The organism is Antarctobacter sp. (assembly GCF_048262615.1).
Taxonomy (GTDB): Bacteria; Pseudomonadota; Alphaproteobacteria; order Rhodobacterales; family Rhodobacteraceae; genus Antarctobacter.
Genome location: NZ_JBLXFB010000007.1, coordinates 128,256 through 144,256, shown reverse-complemented (window position 1 = coordinate 144,256; position 16,001 = coordinate 128,256). Strand labels below are relative to the sequence as shown.

The window sequence follows — 16,001 nt, the reverse complement described above, 5'->3', positions numbered from 1 at the left end:
AAGATCCTGATCGCAAACCGGGGCGAAATCGCCTGCCGGGTCATCAAGACCGCCCGCAAGATGGGCATCAAGACGGTCGCCGTCTATTCCGACGCCGACAAGAACGCGCTGCACGTGGAAATGGCGGATGAGGCGGTCCACATCGGCCCGCCCGCCGCGAACCAGTCCTATATCGTGATCGACAAGATCATGGACGCCATCAAGCAGACCGGCGCGCAGGCGGTGCATCCGGGCTATGGCTTTCTGTCCGAGAACCCGAAATTCGCTCTGGCGCTGGAGGCGGCGGGCGTTGCTTTTATCGGCCCCCCGGTCAAGGCAATCGAGGCGATGGGGGACAAGATCACCTCAAAGAAGATCGCGCAGGAGGCCAATGTCTCCACCGTGCCGGGCTACATGGGCCTGATCGGGGACGCGGATGAGGCGGTCAAGATTTCCGGTGAGATCGGCTACCCGGTGATGATCAAGGCCTCTGCCGGTGGCGGCGGCAAGGGCATGCGCATCGCGTGGAACGACGAAGAGGCGCGCGAGGGGTTTCAGTCCTCCAAGAACGAGGCCGCCAGCAGCTTTGGCGACGACCGCATCTTTATCGAGAAATTCGTCACGCAGCCGCGCCACATCGAAATTCAGGTGCTGTGTGATGCGCATGGCAATGGCGTTTACCTGCACGAACGCGAATGTTCGATCCAGCGCCGAAACCAGAAGGTTGTCGAAGAGGCCCCCAGCCCCTTCCTTGATCCCGAAACCCGCAAGGCCATGGGCGAACAGTCGGTCGCGCTGGCCAAGGCGGTGGGCTATGCCAGCGCGGGCACGGTGGAATTCATCGTCGACGGCGACCGGAATTTCTATTTCCTTGAGATGAACACCCGCCTTCAGGTGGAACATCCCGTGACCGAACTGATCACCGGCATCGACCTTGTCGAGCAGATGATCCGCGTCGCCAACGGCGAGCCACTGTCGATCACGCAGGACGACCTGAAAATCAACGGCTGGGCGATTGAAAACCGCCTCTACGCCGAAGATCCCTATCGCGGCTTTCTGCCCTCTATCGGCCGCCTGACCCGCTATCGCCCCCCCGCAGAGGGGCCGCTGGGCGAAGGCGTGGTGCGCAACGACACCGGCGTCTATGAAGGCGGTGAGATCAGCATGTATTACGACCCGATGATCGCCAAGCTCTGCACATGGGCGCCGACCCGCGCGCAGGCGATCGAGGTCATGCGCAACGCGCTGGACAGCTTCGAGGTCGAAGGCATCGGCCACAACCTGCCATTTGTCGCCGCCGTCATGGATCACCCGATCTTCATCGCCGGGGACATGACCACCGCCTTCATCGCCGAGCAGTACCCGGAGGGGTTTGAGGGGGTGACGCTGGCCGAGGATGAGCTGAAGCGCGTCGCCGCCGCCGCCGCCGCGATGAACCGCGTCGCCGAGATCCGCCGCACCCGTGTCACCGGACGTCTGGGCAATCACGAACGCCGTGTGGGCAGCGACTGGGTGGTCAGCCTGCAAGGCGTGCAGTTCGAGGCCGCGATCGACGCCGACCACGATGGTGCCACCGTATCCTTTTCCGACGGCTCAACCCTGCGTGTCGAGGGCGACTGGACTCCGGGTGACAGCCTTGCCCGGATGACCGTGGACGGGGCGCCGCTGGTGCTGAAGGTCGACAAGATCACCCAAGGGTTCCGCCTGCGCACGCGTGGCGCGGATCTCAAGGTCAATGTGCGCTCGCCGCGTCAGGCGGAGCTGGCCGCGCTGATGCCGGAGAAACTGCCGCCCGATACCTCGCGGATGCTGCTCTGCCCGATGCCCGGCCTTGTGGTCAAGGTGAACGTCGAAGAGGGGCAGGAGGTGCAGGAGGGACAGGCGCTTTGTACCATCGAGGCCATGAAGATGGAGAACATCCTGCGCGCCGAGCGTAAGGGCGTGGTGGCCAAGATCAACGCCGGACCGGGCGACAGCCTTGCCGTTGACGAAGTGATCATGGAGTTCGAATAACCCATGCTGCGCCACGCCCTCCGTATCTGGCTGATGCACAGTCTGGCCTTTGTGGCCGGGCTGGTGGTGTCGGGGGTCGTGGCGGTGGGTCTGTGGTTTCTGGTGCCGACCCAAGGCGGCAATGCGCTGTTGATCGGCACCGCTCTGGGGGTGTCCATCATCTCGGTGGGGACGGGATACGCGGTGTACCTCACGCTTGTGGCGGCGCTGCTGGGGGTGGTTCCGGGCTGGGGCTTTTACCTGTTCGGGCCGCTGGTGGTGCTTTCTGTCATGGGGCTGGTGTTCGGGGCGGTCTATTCCGGCCTGCTTGCCGCGGGCAGCGGCAGCCTGCTGGGCTATGCGCTGCTGTATCTGGGCGGTGGCGGCGCGCTGCACCGGCTGGTGGCCGCACTGGGTGAGGCGGAGGACCGGCTGTGAGTCCTCCAGCGGCAACATATCCTCAACCCCTTGGCGCTAGGCTGCGGTCCACGGCGGGGCGGAACAGGGCAGGGCGGTTTGGCGCAAAGGTTCGGACAGGTGATGGCGCTGGTGGCGCTGACCGCATTGCTGGCGGGCTGTTTCCGGCTGGACACAGAGGCCGGGGTGCGCGCCCAGCTCAGGACTTGGCTGTTTCTGGCGCAGACCCGGCATTTTACCTCGCGGTCGACCTGCACGGCGGCGATTTTCGAAACCATCTCGGGCGAATTGCGCGGCAGCGGGCCGCTGCGCCGTGTCGCGGATCTGGACAGCGGTCAGCGCCTGTTGGCCAAGGGGCACGCGGTGGCCTTCGAACTGCCGGGGCTGACGCCCAACATGGTGTCCGAGGCGCTGATGTCGGTCAATCTGTCCGAGGGGCTTGGCCTGATCTCCAGCTTTGTGGGGCCGTCGCAGGCCTGCATGACAGAGGCGTTTCAGAACGACGTCTACCTTGCGCTGATGTCGCCCGACACGGTGATGATCTACGATCCGTCGCACAATGCGCTGGTGCTGCTGCACCGCCCGTCGCAGATCGCCTTTTTCCTGCGCGGCAACGTCTGACGTGGGGCCGGGCCGGTGTGGGCCAAGCCGCTTGCAAGCGGCTTCAAAGCGGTTTTGCAACCGCTTTGCAAAGGCGTTGCTTGACGCCTTTGGCCGCGCCCGTGACCCGGCCCGTGACCCGGCCCTTGTCATGGCGCGCGGCCTATTTCGCGCGCACTTCCTGCTGGCGCAGCGGCAGTTTGTCGATCGAGCGTGAGATTTCACGCTCTGACCATGGGCTCGGCTTGCGGGCCACAATAGTGCCGTCCTTGGCGATGATCGCCAGCATGAAACCGCGCGGGCGCAGGGTTTGCCGCACCGATGTCCGCGCCGCCGGGTCGGTGTCGATGATGATCACCACGTCCCGCTCATCCAGCGCGTCCAGCCGTTCCGACAGCAGGGCCATCTGCTCGACGTACCGCGGGTCCGCCGCATTGTCGGCAAAGACCACAACGGGGCGTTTCAGCCACAGCCAGTCTTCCAGCGTCGTCTCCGAGGCGGGGTGGATCATGTCGAACGGGCCGTCCGAGGTCTCCGCCCCCTGCGCCGCCGAGAGGCTGGCAAAGCCGCCCATCAGGGCCGCTGCGATCAGTCGTTTTACCATTTTCATACAATACGATATAAGTCGCCCCCGGCGGGCTGCACAGCCATCGCGCCAATCCATCTGCAAAAATTTTATCTTTAACGGCATCCCAACCCGCTCCTGCGCAGGGTCTCCCCTGTCTGAACGCCCGCGCGCGCTGCGCGTTTGCGGGCTGCGCCATGGGGGCCGCGACACGATGGATGTCATATTGCATATCGGTGCACATCGCACCGCCACCACCAGTTTCCAAAGCTACCTGCGCGCCAACCGGACAGAGTTGCAGGCGCAGGGGATCGGCTTTTGGGCACCCTGGCGCACCCGTGGCGGGTTGCTGAACGGCATCGCCGATCAGCCACGGGCCGACCACGATGCCCGCCGGGCCACCGGGCGGGTTGCGCTGAACCTCGAAGCGGCGCGCCGCAAGGGGATTGCCGCGCTGGTTGTCACCGATGAGAACATGGCCGGCACCCCGCGCCGCTGCCTGCGGGCGCGCGGCGTCTATCCCGGCGTCGGCGAACGTCTGGCACGGCTGTCGGCGGCCTTTGGCAGGCCGACCCGCGTCACCTTGCAGATCCGCGCGCTGGACGCGTGGTGGGCCTCATCCATCGCCTGGCTGGTGCCGCGCGGTGAGGGGCTGCCCAGTTCCGGCACGCTTGAGGCGATCAGCCGCGCGCCGCGCAGCTGGCGCGACGTGATCACCGATATCGCCTGCGCCTGTCCCGGCACCGACCTTCAGGTCACCGCCTATGAGGCGTTCGGCGACCGGCCCGACCTGCTGCTCAGGGTGCTGACGGAGCGCCGGTCGGTGCCGCTTGCCGGGCCCGGCGGCTTTGTCGAGAACCGGCGCCCGGACATTGCCCACCTGCGCGCGGTGCTGGCCGACCGGGGCGGCACGCTGCCCGCCCCGTCGTCGCAGACGCGGTGGACCCCGTTTAGCGACACCCAGGCCGCGCGCCTGCGCGAGACCTATGCCGACGATCTGTTCTGGCTGCGCGCCGGGGCGGATGGTCTGGCCCGACTGACAGAGGACCCGGAGCCCGCGAGACCTAGGCTGAACCTGGCCGCGGCTGCCATGAAGAGAGGAAACACCGATGACGGACCTGCCCGAAAGCTGGCGCGCTGATGCCGAAAAGGACCTGCGCGGCCGCCCGCTGGACGATCTGACCTGGAAAACGCTGGAGGGGATCGCGGTCAAGCCGCTGTATACCGCCGCCGACACCGAGGGCCTGCCGCACATGGGCACGCTGCCGGGGGCAGAGCCGTTTACGCGGGGCGTCAAGGCGACGATGTATGCGGGCCGTCCCTGGACAATCCGTCAATACGCCGGGTTCTCGACCGCCGAGGAATCGAACAATTTCTATCGCAAGGCGCTGGCCGCCGGGCAACAGGGCGTGTCCGTCGCCTTCGATCTGGCCACCCACCGTGGCTATGACAGCGACCACCCCCGCGTGGTCGGGGACGTGGGCAAGGCCGGTGTCGCCATCGACAGTGTCGAGGACATGAAGATCCTGTTTGACGGCATCCCGCTGGACAAGGTCAGCGTGTCGATGACCATGAACGGCGCGGTGATCCCGGTGCTGGCCAGCTTTATCGTCACCGGTGAGGAACAGGGGCATGATCGCTCGATCCTGTCCGGGACCATTCAGAACGACATTCTGAAGGAATTCATGGTCCGAAACACCTATATCTATCCGCCCGCGCCCTCGATGCGGATCATCTCGGACATTATTGAGTATACCTCGAACGAGATGCCGAAATTCAACTCGATCTCGATCTCCGGCTACCATATGCAGGAGGCGGGCGCGAACCTTGTGCAGGAACTGGCTTTCACGCTGGCCGACGGCAAGGAATACGTCAAAACCGCCATCGAGGCGGGCATGGACATCGACAAATTCGCCGGGCGGCTGTCGTTCTTCTTTGCCATCGGCAAGAACTTTTTCATGGAGGTGGCCAAGTTGCGCGCCGCGCGGATGCTCTGGCACCGCATCATGACCGAACTGGGGGCGCAGAACCCGCGCTCCAAGATGCTGCGCACCCATTGCCAGACCTCGGGCGTGTCGCTGGCCGAGCAGGACCCCTACAACAACGTCATCCGCACCGCCTATGAGGCGATGTCGGCGGTGCTGGGCGGCACGCAATCGCTGCACACCAACGCGCTGGACGAGGCGATTGCCCTGCCGACCGAATTCAGCGCCCGCATCGCTCGCAATACCCAGTTGATCCTGCAAGAGGAAACCGGCGTGACCAAGGTCGTCGATCCGCTGGCCGGGTCGTATTACGTTGAAAAGCTGACCCATGATCTGGCCGAAGAGGCGTGGAAGCTGATCGAAGAAGTGGACGAGATGGGCGGCATGACCCGCGCGGTCGAGAGCGGCATGCCGAAACTGCGGATCGAGGAAACCGCCGCCCAGCGGCAGGCCGAGATCGACCGCGGCACCGACGTGATTGTCGGCGTGAACAAGTACAAGCTGGACAAGCAGGATGCGCTCGACATCCTCGATATCGACAACGCCAAGGTGCGTGAGGGGCAGGTGGCCCGGCTGGAGAAAATCCGCGCCACCCGCGATGAGCCCGCCTGTCAGGCGGCGCTGGACGAGTTGACCCGCCGCTGCAAGGCGGGCGGGAATCTGTTGGAAGCCGCCGTCGAGGCGGCGCGCGCGCGGGCATCCGTGGGGGAAATCAGCATGGCGATGGAAAAGGAATTTGGCCGCCACCGGGCCGAGGTCAAGACGCTGGCCGGTGTCTATGGCGCCGCCTATGAGGGCGACGAAGGCTTTGCCGCGATCCAGAAATCGGTCGAGGCTTTCGCCGAGGCCGAGGGCCGGCGTCCGCGCATGCTGGTGGTCAAGATGGGGCAGGACGGCCACGACCGGGGGGCCAAGGTGATCGCCACCGCCTTTGCCGATATCGGTTTTGACGTGGACGTGGGGCCGCTGTTCCAGACCCCCGAAGAGGCGGCGCAGGACGCCATCGACAACGACGTGCATGTGATCGGCATTTCGTCTCAGGCGGCAGGCCACAAGACGCTGGCCCCGCAATTGGTCGACGAGCTGAAAAAGCAGGGCGCGGGCGATATTCTGGTGATCTGCGGCGGGGTGATCCCGCAACAGGACTACGCGTTCCTGTACAACGCCGGGGTGAAGGCGATCTTTGGTCCGGGCACCAATATCCCTGAGGCGGCGCAGGACATCCTGCGCCTGATCCGCGCCGCCAGCGCCGACGCGGCCTGAGCGGTTTCGGCGCGCTGATGCGCGCCGACCGGCGCGCGCCCGTGCCGGGCGCGCGAATCGGGGGCTGCGCCCCCGGATTGGGGTATTTGAGCAAAGAAGAAGCCGGGGCGGGGGGGCCATGTCCAAACGTGTGAAGATCCTGATCGGCATGGCTCTGGGGGCGCTCTGGGCGGTGGTGGTGATCTGGCCGCGGCCGGTGTGGGAGGACACCGGGCTGGTCTTGGCGCTGGCCGTGGCGGGCTTTTGCATCGGGTTGCCCTTGGTGGCGATGATCGGGCGGCTGGCGCAGCGGCGGTTTTTTGACGATGCGATCATCGACGGGCAGGCGCTGTCCGGCGCGGCGGAGATCGACGCGCGGGTCCTGTCGAACACCGTCGAGCAGGGGGTGCTGGCGGTCTGCATCTGGCCCTTGGCCGGGCTGGTGCTGGGCAGCGGCACGGTGCTGAGCCTTGGGGGCGGGTTTGTGCTGGCGCGGCTGGCGTTCTGGATCGGCTATCACGTCTCGCCGCCGCTGCGCGCCTTTGGCTTTGCCGCCACGTTTTATCCCACGGTCATGGCCGCCTTGCTGGTGCTGGGCGCGGGCGTGCAACTGGCGCTCTGAGGCTCTGTTCATCGTCTTTCGGCGCGGCTACGGTCCGGTCAGGCCACAGCGAGGGGCGCAACATGTTGGAACTCGATCACATCGCCGTTCTGGGCGGGACGTTGGCGCAGGCGGTGGCCCATGTGGAGGCGGCGCTGGGGCTGTCGATGGGGCCGGGCGGGCGGCACGCGCGCTATGGCACCCACAACCGGCTGATCGGGCTTGCACCTGCGGTCTATCTGGAGGCCATCGCCATTGACCCGGACGCCCCCGCGCCGGACGATGCCCGCTGGTTCGGGCTGGACAGCTTTGACGGCCCCGCACGGCTGGACAAGTGGATTGCCCGCGTGCCCGACATCGACGCCGCCATCGCGGCGCTGCCCATGGCGGGGCGGCGGGTGGATCTGGAGCGTGACGGGTTGCGCTGGTCGATGGCGGTGCCTGAGGATGGCGCATTGCCCTTTGACGGGAAGTTCCCGGCGCTGATCCAGTGGCATGTGGCCCGTCCGCCGGGGCAGAGCCTGCCGCCTTCGGGCCTGACGCTGGACCAGTTGATCGTCACCCACCCCGAGGCCCCGGCGCTGGCGGCCTTGCTGGCCCCGCATCTGAACGCGCCGCTGGTGTCGTTCCGGCCCGCACCGCGCCCCGGCCTGCGCGCCCGGCTGACCGGCCCGGACGGTCCGCGCCATGTGTGACACCGGGCGCGCCGCGCCGGTCCGTGGCGCGGGGTCCGGCCCGCCCCGGCACCTTGTGCTGTTGCAGAAATTTCTCTGATCCTCCCCTGACACTCCGCGCCGGACCGCGTAAACTGGGCCCATGTCGATCTGGACCCGCATATCCAAGGCCATTCAGGCGCTCGCCTCTGGCGAGGGGCTGGCCGCCGTCTTTGACCGGCTGCGCGCGCCGCCCGAACGCGGCGTCGCCTTTACCATCGCGGTGATTGCGCTGTCGGCCAAGATGGCCAAGGCCGACGGGCTGGTGACGCGCGACGAGGTCACCGCCTTTCGCGAGGTGTTCCAGATCGCGGCCGAGGATGAGGCCGGGGCCGCGCGGGTCTTCAACCTCGCCCGGCAGGACGTGGCAGGCTATGAGGAATACGCCCGCCGCATCCGGCAGATGTTCGGCGACAGCGCCGGCACCCTGTGCGACCTGATGGAGGGGCTGTTTCACATTGCCATGGCGGATGGCACCTATCATCCGGCAGAGGATGCCTTTCTGTCCAACGTGGCGGCGATTTTCGGGCTGGACGACATCCAGTTCCGCGCGCTGCGGGCGCGCTTTGTCCCCGATGCGGTCCCCGATCCCTACAGCGTGCTGGGCGTCGCGCCCGACACCCCGCTGGACCAGATCCGCGCCCAGTGGCGGCGGCTGGTGCGCGACAGCCACCCCGATGTGATGATCGCGCGCGGGGTGCCGCAGGAGGCGGTCAAGATCGCCGAGAAACGCCTGATCGACATCAACCGCGCGTGGGAGGAAATCTCTGCCGCTGCGCGCGAAACCGCCTGAGGCCGCCGGTGCGGCTGGCCAGCTACAACGTCGAATGGTTCGATTCCCTGTTTGACAACAAGGGCCGCCCGCAAATCGACAGTGAGCGGGGCGGACGGCACCAGATCACCCGCGGCGACCAGCTGGAGGCGCTGGGCCATGTCTTTCGCACCATCGACGCCGACGCCATCATGGTGATCGAGGCCCCCGACACCAGCCGCCGCCGCTCCACCACCCGCGCGCTGGCCAATTTCGCCGAGGCCGCAGGCCTGCGCAGCCGCGACGTGGTGACGGGGTTCGTCAACGACACCCAGCAGGAAATCGCGCTGCTGTTCGACCCGGACGTGCTGCGCGTGCGCCATGACCCGCAAGACAGCCCAAACGCGCCGCGCTTTGACGGCGTGTTCGAGATCGACCTCGACATCGACGCCCGCGCGGACACGGTGGCGTTTTCCAAACCGCCGCTGGAACTGGCGGTCGAAACCACATCCGGGCACAAACTGCGGATCATCGGCGCGCATCTGAAATCCAAGGCCCCGCATGGGGCGCGGGGCCATGACGCGGTCATGAAGCTGGCCATCGCCAACCGGCGCAAGCAACTGGCGCAGGCGGTCTGGCTGCGCCGCCGGGTCGAGTCGCATCTGGCGGCGGGTGAGGATCTGATCCTGATGGGGGATCTGAACGACGGGCCGGGCCTTGACGCCTATGAGGGGCTGTTCGGACGCAGTTCGGTCGAGATCCTGCTGGGCGCAGGCAACGGCGCGGACATGTTGCTGTACGATCCGCACGCGGCGGAGGCGCTGTTCAGCCGTCTGGGCGCACAGCCGACCACGGCGCGGTTCTATCTTTATGAAGAGAAACGCTATCTTCAGGCGCTGCTGGACTATGTCATGATTTCGCCCGCGCTGTGCGATCTTGCGCCGCGCTGGCGCATCTGGCACCCCTTCGATGACGCCGAATGCTGGCAGGATGAGGCATTGCGCGGCGCGTTGCTGGTGGCCTCGGACCATTTCCCGGTGACGCTGGATATCGACCTCTGACATCTTCTCAGACCGGTCGCCCGTGCCTATATTCGGACCATGAAACAACTCGCCATGCCCGCCCTTGTGCTGTCGCTCCTTGCTGCGCCCATCGCCGCACCCGTTGCCGCGCAGGATCAGGAGGACGGTCTGAACCTGATGGAAGAGGGGGCCAAGCTGTTCCTGCGCGGGTTGATGACCGAAATGGAACCGGCGCTGAAGGAACTGGATGAGGTCACGCGCGAGATGCAGCCCTTGCTGCGCGATTTCGTGGCAGAGATGGGTCCGGCGCTGGGCGATCTGCTGGAGCAGGTCGAGGACTGGACCGTCTATTACCCGCCCGAGATGCTGGAAAACGGCGACATCCTCATTCGCCGCCGTGAACCGCTGGAACCGGACGCGCCCAAGCTGAAACCGGTGCCAAAGCCTGACCCAAAACACGTGCCGGGCGACAAGATCGACCTGTAACGCCCTGCGTCAGCCGATCTTGACCTCTCGGCTTTCGGCCCCCAGGGCATCGGCCAGCGACTTCAGCCGGACCTCGCCGACCTCGCCGTAAAGCGGTGCCGTGCTGGCGTCCAGCCGCAGGTCCAGCGCCTTTGTTTCGGCGTCCCAGACAAGGCGCGGGCCGGTGCCATCCGTCTTGAGTGTCCAGAGCATCGCACCAAAGCGCAGCGCCTTGCCCAGCACCTCTGCCTCGTTCTGATGGGCGTCGTCCAGCAGCGCGTACAGATCCTCGAACCGCGTGCCCTCACGCTTGTTGCGATAGCGGTGCAGCAGCGCCAGACCCAGAAACACCCGTTCCCAATGTTTCAGCCCGCCAAGGTTGGCGCGGGTGGCGTTGTCGAAACAGACCTCGGCGCGGTAATCGGGATGCGCGCGCCAACTGACGTCGTGCAACAGGCAGGCGGCGTGGATCAGCCGCTTGCGCGAGGCGCTGGCCTCGGGGAACAGTGGCAGCACAAAGTCATAGAGCGCCGCGCCGAAACCGGGCATCCGGGCATCTTTGGCCTCGGCAAAGCGGCAGGCCTCGATCAGCGGATCGCGGTCGCGCAGATCCTGCGGCATCTGCTCATACAGCAGGCCCTCGCGGATACCGTAGCTTGAAATCGCGATGTCCTTGGGCTCGAACGTCTCCAGCAGGCGCAGCAGCACCTCACAGGCGTAGGGCACCAGCGCCATCCGGGTGCCGGAGACACCGCAGGCCTTGCGCAGCGTGTCGTGATCGTCTGAGGCGTCGATAAAGGCGATGGTGTCGCGCACCGATGTGGCGTCCATCCGGTATTCATGCAGCACCTGCAAAGGATAACCGCGCCTGTGCATGTCGATCCGTGCAATGGCGCGCCAACTGCCGCCGACCAGAAACAGCCGGTCGCGCTGGGTGCCCATGTGCTCTGCCAGACGGTTGAGTTCACGCTTGATCTGCTTGTCGCGGCCCTTGCGGCCGTCCTCGATGTCGCGCAGCTTCAGCGGTCCCAGCGGCGAGGTCATGCGCCGCCCGACCGCCCCGTCGTGAATCTCGGCCAGTTCCATCGACGAGCCGCCGATGTCGCAGACAAGACCATAACTGCCCGGCCAGCCCAGCAGCACCCCCTGCGCCGACAGCCGCGCCTCTTCGGCGCCGTCGATCACCCAGACCCGCAGACCGGTGGCGGATTCCAGCACCGCGCGGAACCCCGGCCCGTCCTCGGCGTCGCGCATCGCGGCGGTGGCCACCACCGTCAGGTCGGGCAGGTCCATGCCCTCGGCCAACGCGCGAAAGCGCAGCATCGCGCGCAGCGCCCGTTCCCGTCCCTCGGGGTTCAGCCGCCCGGTTTCGGCCATGCCGGAGCCAAGGCCGCACATGATCTTTTCGTTGTAGAAATAGGCCGGACTGCGCGCCGCGCCGTCGAATACCACCAGCCGGACAGAGTTGGACCCGATGTCCACCACGCCAACCCGGCTGAGCGCCCGCGCCTTCGGATCGTCGAAGAGAGGCCGCCCGAACGGGTCCCAGTGCCCGTGTGTGTCGTCTAGCCCGTCCATGCGAATCCCGAACCGATTTCACGGTTTATCGCCCGCAAAAGCGCGGTGGGTCAATCGAAAGGCACCAGCCCTTGCGCAGAGGTCCCTGCGGCTCTCAAGGGCTGGTGCGTGCTCTTGGGCCGCGCCTTAGCGGAACAGCGCCAACAGCGATTGCGGCGACTGGTTGGCGATCGACAGCGCCTGAATCGCCAGTTGCTGCTGGACTTGCTGCGCCTGCAACTTGGCCGACACCTCTTCGAGATCGGCATCCACCAGCGTGCCGATGCCGGATTTCAGCGCGTCCGTCAGGCCGGTGATGAACTCCTTTTGGGTGTCCAGACGGCCCTCGGCGGAACCAAATGCCGCAGCCGAATCGATGGCGGTCTGGATCAGACCCTCCATTTCGGTCAGCGCGGCGTCGGCCCCGGCCTGCGAGGTCACGTCGATATTGGCCAGCGCCGAAAGCCCGCCGCCGATGGTGGTGGTGGCATCGGCGGCATACTGGTTCACCGTGATCGAAAAGTTGTCGCCGGTCTGGTCGGCCCCGGTAAAGGTCACTTGATTGCCGCTGGCGGTGGCGCCGACGGTGCCCTCGTTGCCCGCGCCCAGATCATCGGTGACGTATTTGTTGAACGCCGCCGCCAGACCTGCTGCGACATCCTCCATCGTGTCGCCGTCGCGCGCCACATAGCTGATGTCGTCACGCCCGGCGGTGTTGCCGGGGGCATTGGCCGCGCTGGCCGAGATCGCGACCGAAAACCCGGTGCCCGCCGCGACGGTGGTGGTGGCGGACGCGCCAAAGGTGGTGGTGCCGGTGGGGGCGGTGCCCGCGCCGGTCAGCGTGGCCGCCGCGCCGTCGCCGGAACCGGTGATGTCATTGGCGGCCCCGGACAGCGCCGTCAGGCCCGCGCCGATGCTGGCCTGTCCCTGACTGAGATCCTGCTTGGCGATGCGAATGTCGCTGGAGGTGACGCCGTCCATCGACCGGTTGATCGAGGCCAGCACGTTGATGCCACCGGACCCGGCGGTCTGGTCGGTGTTGGACAGCATCGCCTGACCGTTGAACTGCGCCGCGCTGACAATCGAGGAAATCTGCTCGCGCAGCGCAACGATATCGGTCTGGATCTTGCTGCGGTCGACGTTTTCCTCCTGCGCGGCCACAACCTTGCCCTTGATCTCGGTCAGCAGCTCGGCGACGGTCTCGGCGCCCTGCCGCCCGACGGCCACCGTCGACTGCCCCAGATTGAGACTGTCGGTGACGCGTTTGAAGCCCTGAACATCGGCCTCCATCGTCTTGGAAATCGCCCAGACAGCGGCATTGTCCTTGGACGAGGCCACTTTCTTGCCCGTCGAAATCTGCATCTGCGTGTTCGACATCGAGGCGTTGATCGCCTTCAGCGTTTGCAGGGCCGTCGTGGCCCCGTGGTTGGTATTGATACTCGACATAAAGCTCTCGCCTTTCTCGTCAGAACGGCGCGTTTCGCGCCAGAAAAATCGGGGAAATGCCCGATCCGGGAAGCGCCGTTCTGACGATGCAGGCGAATCAATCCGCCCGCGCCACGAGACATGTCGTGCCCGAAGAGTTTCCAAGGTCGGCTTTAACTGTCGTTTAACGATTTGCGGCAGGGCAGGGGTGATATTGGGGCGGAAATGCGTCGGGGATTTGAACGATTTGCCGGTGCGTTTTGCGGCTTTGGCAGCGCGATGTTGTCATCTTGGAAACGGTCCCGCCGCGAATCTGCGCAAACCGGGCCAGTAACCCCGCACATCCGGGCCTCAGGCGGCGCAAATCGCGTCCGGTCCCCCGCAAACCCGGACCCGGCCAAACAAAAGCCGTCCCGACCGGGACGGCTTTGTTCACAGATTCGAAACACCCGGTCCGGCGACCGGCTCTGCCTTAATCGCTGGTATGGGTCAGTTTCGGCACGTCCGAGGCCCCCGCCGACCCGCGCCCCGACAGCGACGGGTTTTCCATGAAAAAGCGGTGGCAGTTGAACGAAAACGCGCCATCCGGCAGCGCGTGCCGGATGAATTTGCCGGATGGTTCCATCACCCAGCTTTGCGCCGTGTCGGCAAGGTTCGCCGCCATGACCTGACTGACGATCTGCGCCTTGACGGTCGGGTTCTGGATTTCCACGCCGGTCTCGACCCGGCGGTTCAGGTTGCGCCCCATCCAGTCGGCGGAGGAAATGAACACCCGCGCCTTTTTGCTGGGCAGGCCAAAGCCATTGCCGAAACAGGCGATCCGCGAATGCTCCAGAAACCGGCCGACGATGGATTTCACCCGGATATTGTCGGACAGGCCCTTGATGCCGGGACGCAGGCCACAGATGCCCCGGATCACGCAGTCGATCTTAACCCCACCTTGGCTGGCGCGGTACAGCGCGTCGATCATGTCCGGCTCGATCAGCGAATTCATCTTGATCCAGATCTGCGCCGGGCGTCCGGCCTTGGCGTGTTCGATCTCCTGATGGATCATCTCGATCATCCCCGCCTTCAGCGAATGCGGGGAAATCAGCAGGTTTTCCAGCCCGGCGGGCATGGCGTAACCGCTGAGATAGTTAAAGATCTTGGCCGCATCGCGCCCCAGCGCCGCGTCACAGGTAAAGAACGACAGGTCGGTGTAGATCTTCGCCGTAATGGGGTGATAGTTGCCGGTCCCCCAATGGGTATAGGTCACCAGCCGGTCGCCTTCGCGGCGCACCACCTGACTGATCTTGGCGTGGGTCTTCCAGTCAAGGAACCCGTAGACCACATGCGCGCCCGACCGTTCCAGACGGCGCGACTGGCGGATATTGGCGGCCTCGTCAAAGCGCGCCTTCAGTTCCACCAGCGCGGTGACGGATTTGCCCTCTTCGGCGGCATCGCACAGGGCATCCACGATGGGCGAATTTTTCGACGTCCGGTACAGCGTCTGTTTGATCGCCACCACATCGGGGTCCAGTGCGGCCTGCTTGAGGAACCGCACCACCATGTCAAAGGTCTCATAGGGGTGGTGCAGCAGCATGTCCTTTTGCTTGATCGCCTCGAACATATTGCCATCGTGGTCCTGCACCCGCTCGGGCACGCGCGGCGTGAACAGCGGCCACAGCAGGTCGGGCCGCGCGTCGATCACCAGTTCCTTGGTGTGGGCGACGCCAACCATGCCTTCCAGTTCGATCACCTCGTTGGGGCGCACATGCAGCGCGTCCATGACAATCTTGCGCAGCCCGTCGGGAGAGCCTTTGGAGATGGTCAGGCGCACAACCTCACCCCGGCGGCGGCGCTTCAGCGCCACCTCGAATTCGCGCACAAGGTCTTCGGCCTCTTCCTCGACTTCCAGATCGCTGTCGCGCAGCACGCGAAAGCCGAAGTGGTCCCTGATCCGGTAGCCGGGGAACAGGCTGTCGATGTGCAAGAGCAGCACTTCTTCAAGCTGGATGAACCGGTGCTCGCCGTCGCCCGCAGGCAGCGGCATAAAGCGGTCGATCTGCGCCGGGATCGGCAGCAGCGCCTGCAAGGGGCGCTTGTCGCGGGTGCGCTCCAGTTGCAGCGCAAGGCAGAACCCCATGTTGGCGATAAACGGGAAGGGGTGCGCCGGGTCGATGGCCAGCGGCGACAGCACCGGAAAGACATTGGCCAGAAACGCCTCGGCCAGAAAGGCGACATCGCCCGCGTTCAGTTCGGTCCGGGTGACGATGGAAATGCCCTCATCCATCATCAGTCCGCGCAGTTCGGTCAGCACACGCTGCTGTTCGGACATCAGGTTGCGGGCGTCTTCGTCGATCAGCACCAGTTGCTCGGCGGGGGTCAGCCCGTCATCGGCGGGGGTGGTGTTGCCCGCATGGGCCAGCTCGCGCAGGCCGGCGACGCGCACGGTATAGAACTCGTCCAGATTGGCCGCCGAGATCGACAGAAAGCGCATCCGCTCCAGCAGCGGCACGCGCGGGTTCTCGGCCTCTTCCAGCACCCGCCAGTTGAAGCCCAGCCAGCTCAGCTCGCGGTTAAAGAAACGCCCCGGTCCGGTCGGGTCCAGATCCGGCAGGTCGGTGGCGGGCGGCAGCGGGGCTTTGAGAAAATCGGCTTGGGTCATGGGGCGCTTATGCCTCTTGATGTGAAACAGGTTTATGACG

14 protein-coding genes are annotated in these 16,001 nt (G+C 65.6%); 10 read left to right on the top strand and 4 right to left on the bottom strand.

Annotated elements, in window-relative coordinates; all coding sequences use genetic code 11:
• The 3 genes from ACN0S5_RS10060 to ACN0S5_RS10050 form a co-directional block, all read left to right on the top strand.
• Window positions 1-1,992: acetyl-CoA carboxylase biotin carboxylase subunit (locus ACN0S5_RS10060; protein WP_417208049.1), on the top strand; the 1,992-nt coding region annotated here is incomplete at its 5' end.
• Window positions 1,993-1,995: 3 nt separating this feature from the next.
• On the top strand, window positions 1,996-2,409 hold the full coding sequence (locus ACN0S5_RS10055) for a hypothetical protein (protein WP_417208048.1): 414 nt from the start codon (window positions 1,996-1,998) through the stop codon (window positions 2,407-2,409).
• Between the two features lie 78 nt (window positions 2,410-2,487).
• The gene (locus ACN0S5_RS10050; protein ID WP_417208047.1) at window positions 2,488-3,009 is read left to right on the top strand and encodes a hypothetical protein; all 522 of its coding nucleotides are present in this window, start codon (window positions 2,488-2,490) and stop codon (window positions 3,007-3,009) included.
• Window positions 3,010-3,151: 142 nt separating this feature from the next.
• Here the strand turns inward: ACN0S5_RS10050 and ACN0S5_RS10045 are convergent, their stop codons facing one another.
• Window positions 3,152-3,592 (bottom strand): DUF4174 domain-containing protein, encoded by a 441-nt coding sequence (locus tag ACN0S5_RS10045; protein WP_417208046.1) that lies wholly within the window; start codon window positions 3,590-3,592, stop codon window positions 3,152-3,154.
• Between the two features lie 175 nt (window positions 3,593-3,767).
• Here ACN0S5_RS10045 and ACN0S5_RS10040 point away from each other — a divergent pair, with 175 nt between their 5' ends.
• The 7 genes from ACN0S5_RS10040 (at window position 3,768) to ACN0S5_RS10010 (ending at window position 10,353) form a co-directional block, all read left to right on the top strand.
• Window positions 3,768-4,694 carry a hypothetical protein gene (locus ACN0S5_RS10040; RefSeq protein WP_417208045.1) on the top strand — a complete coding sequence of 309 codons (927 nt, stop codon included), beginning with the start codon at window positions 3,768-3,770 and terminating at the stop codon, window positions 4,692-4,694.
• A complete protein-coding gene (scpA, locus tag ACN0S5_RS10035; RefSeq protein ID WP_417208044.1) occupies window positions 4,663-6,801 on the top strand; it encodes a methylmalonyl-CoA mutase in 2,139 nt (712 codons plus the stop codon). Before ACN0S5_RS10040 ends, scpA begins: the two co-directional genes overlap by 32 nt.
• Window positions 6,802-6,919: 118 nt before the next feature.
• A complete protein-coding gene (locus tag ACN0S5_RS10030; RefSeq protein WP_417208043.1) occupies window positions 6,920-7,402 on the top strand; it encodes an MAPEG family protein in 483 nt (160 codons plus the stop codon).
• Window positions 7,403-7,464: 62 nt separating this feature from the next.
• On the top strand, window positions 7,465-8,076 hold the full coding sequence (locus ACN0S5_RS10025) for a VOC family protein (RefSeq protein ID WP_417208042.1): 612 nt from the start codon (window positions 7,465-7,467) through the stop codon (window positions 8,074-8,076).
• Window positions 8,077-8,197: 121 nt separating this feature from the next.
• Window positions 8,198-8,887, top strand: a complete 690-nt coding sequence (locus ACN0S5_RS10020; protein ID WP_417208041.1) for a TerB family tellurite resistance protein — start codon at window positions 8,198-8,200, stop codon at window positions 8,885-8,887.
• Window positions 8,888-8,895: 8 nt separating this feature from the next.
• A complete protein-coding gene (locus ACN0S5_RS10015; protein WP_417208040.1) occupies window positions 8,896-9,906 on the top strand; it encodes an endonuclease/exonuclease/phosphatase family protein in 1,011 nt (336 codons plus the stop codon).
• 39 nt (window positions 9,907-9,945) lie between these two features.
• A complete protein-coding gene (locus ACN0S5_RS10010; RefSeq protein WP_417208039.1) occupies window positions 9,946-10,353 on the top strand; it encodes a hypothetical protein in 408 nt (135 codons plus the stop codon).
• A gap of 9 nt (window positions 10,354-10,362) precedes the next feature.
• Here the strand turns inward: ACN0S5_RS10010 and ACN0S5_RS10005 are convergent, their stop codons facing one another.
• From ACN0S5_RS10005 to ACN0S5_RS09995, 3 genes are all read right to left on the bottom strand, one after another.
• On the bottom strand, window positions 10,363-11,910 hold the full coding sequence (locus ACN0S5_RS10005) for a Ppx/GppA family phosphatase (RefSeq protein ID WP_417208038.1): 1,548 nt from the start codon (window positions 11,908-11,910) through the stop codon (window positions 10,363-10,365).
• A 126-nt stretch (window positions 11,911-12,036) separates the two neighbouring features.
• Window positions 12,037-13,335 carry a flagellin gene (locus ACN0S5_RS10000; protein WP_417208037.1) on the bottom strand — a complete coding sequence of 433 codons (1,299 nt, stop codon included), beginning with the start codon at window positions 13,333-13,335 and terminating at the stop codon, window positions 12,037-12,039.
• Between the two features lie 451 nt (window positions 13,336-13,786).
• On the bottom strand, window positions 13,787-15,961 hold the full coding sequence (locus tag ACN0S5_RS09995; RefSeq protein WP_417208036.1) for an RNA degradosome polyphosphate kinase: 2,175 nt from the start codon (window positions 15,959-15,961) through the stop codon (window positions 13,787-13,789).
• Window positions 15,962-16,001: the final 40 nt, after the last annotated feature.

Bases quoted from the DNA above. Each gene is read 5' to 3' on its own strand.
- ACN0S5_RS10055 (WP_417208048.1), top strand. From the start codon at position 1,996: ATGCTGCGCCACGCCCTCCGTATCTGGCTGATGCACAGTCTGGCCTTT.
- ACN0S5_RS10045 (WP_417208046.1), bottom strand. From the start codon at position 3,592: ATGGTAAAACGACTGATCGCAGCGGCCCTGATGGGCGGCTTTGCCAGC.
- ACN0S5_RS10040 (WP_417208045.1), top strand. From the start codon at position 3,768: ATGGATGTCATATTGCATATCGGTGCACATCGCACCGCCACCACCAGT.
- scpA (WP_417208044.1), top strand. From the start codon at position 4,663: ATGACGGACCTGCCCGAAAGCTGGCGCGCTGATGCCGAAAAGGACCTG.
- ACN0S5_RS10030 (WP_417208043.1), top strand. From the start codon at position 6,920: ATGTCCAAACGTGTGAAGATCCTGATCGGCATGGCTCTGGGGGCGCTC.
- ACN0S5_RS10025 (WP_417208042.1), top strand. From the start codon at position 7,465: ATGTTGGAACTCGATCACATCGCCGTTCTGGGCGGGACGTTGGCGCAG.
- ACN0S5_RS10020 (WP_417208041.1), top strand. From the start codon at position 8,198: ATGTCGATCTGGACCCGCATATCCAAGGCCATTCAGGCGCTCGCCTCT.
- ACN0S5_RS10010 (WP_417208039.1), top strand. From the start codon at position 9,946: ATGAAACAACTCGCCATGCCCGCCCTTGTGCTGTCGCTCCTTGCTGCG.
- ACN0S5_RS10005 (WP_417208038.1), bottom strand. From the start codon at position 11,910: ATGGACGGGCTAGACGACACACACGGGCACTGGGACCCGTTCGGGCGG.
- ACN0S5_RS10000 (WP_417208037.1), bottom strand. From the start codon at position 13,335: ATGTCGAGTATCAATACCAACCACGGGGCCACGACGGCCCTGCAAACG.
- ACN0S5_RS09995 (WP_417208036.1), bottom strand. From the start codon at position 15,961: ATGACCCAAGCCGATTTTCTCAAAGCCCCGCTGCCGCCCGCCACCGAC.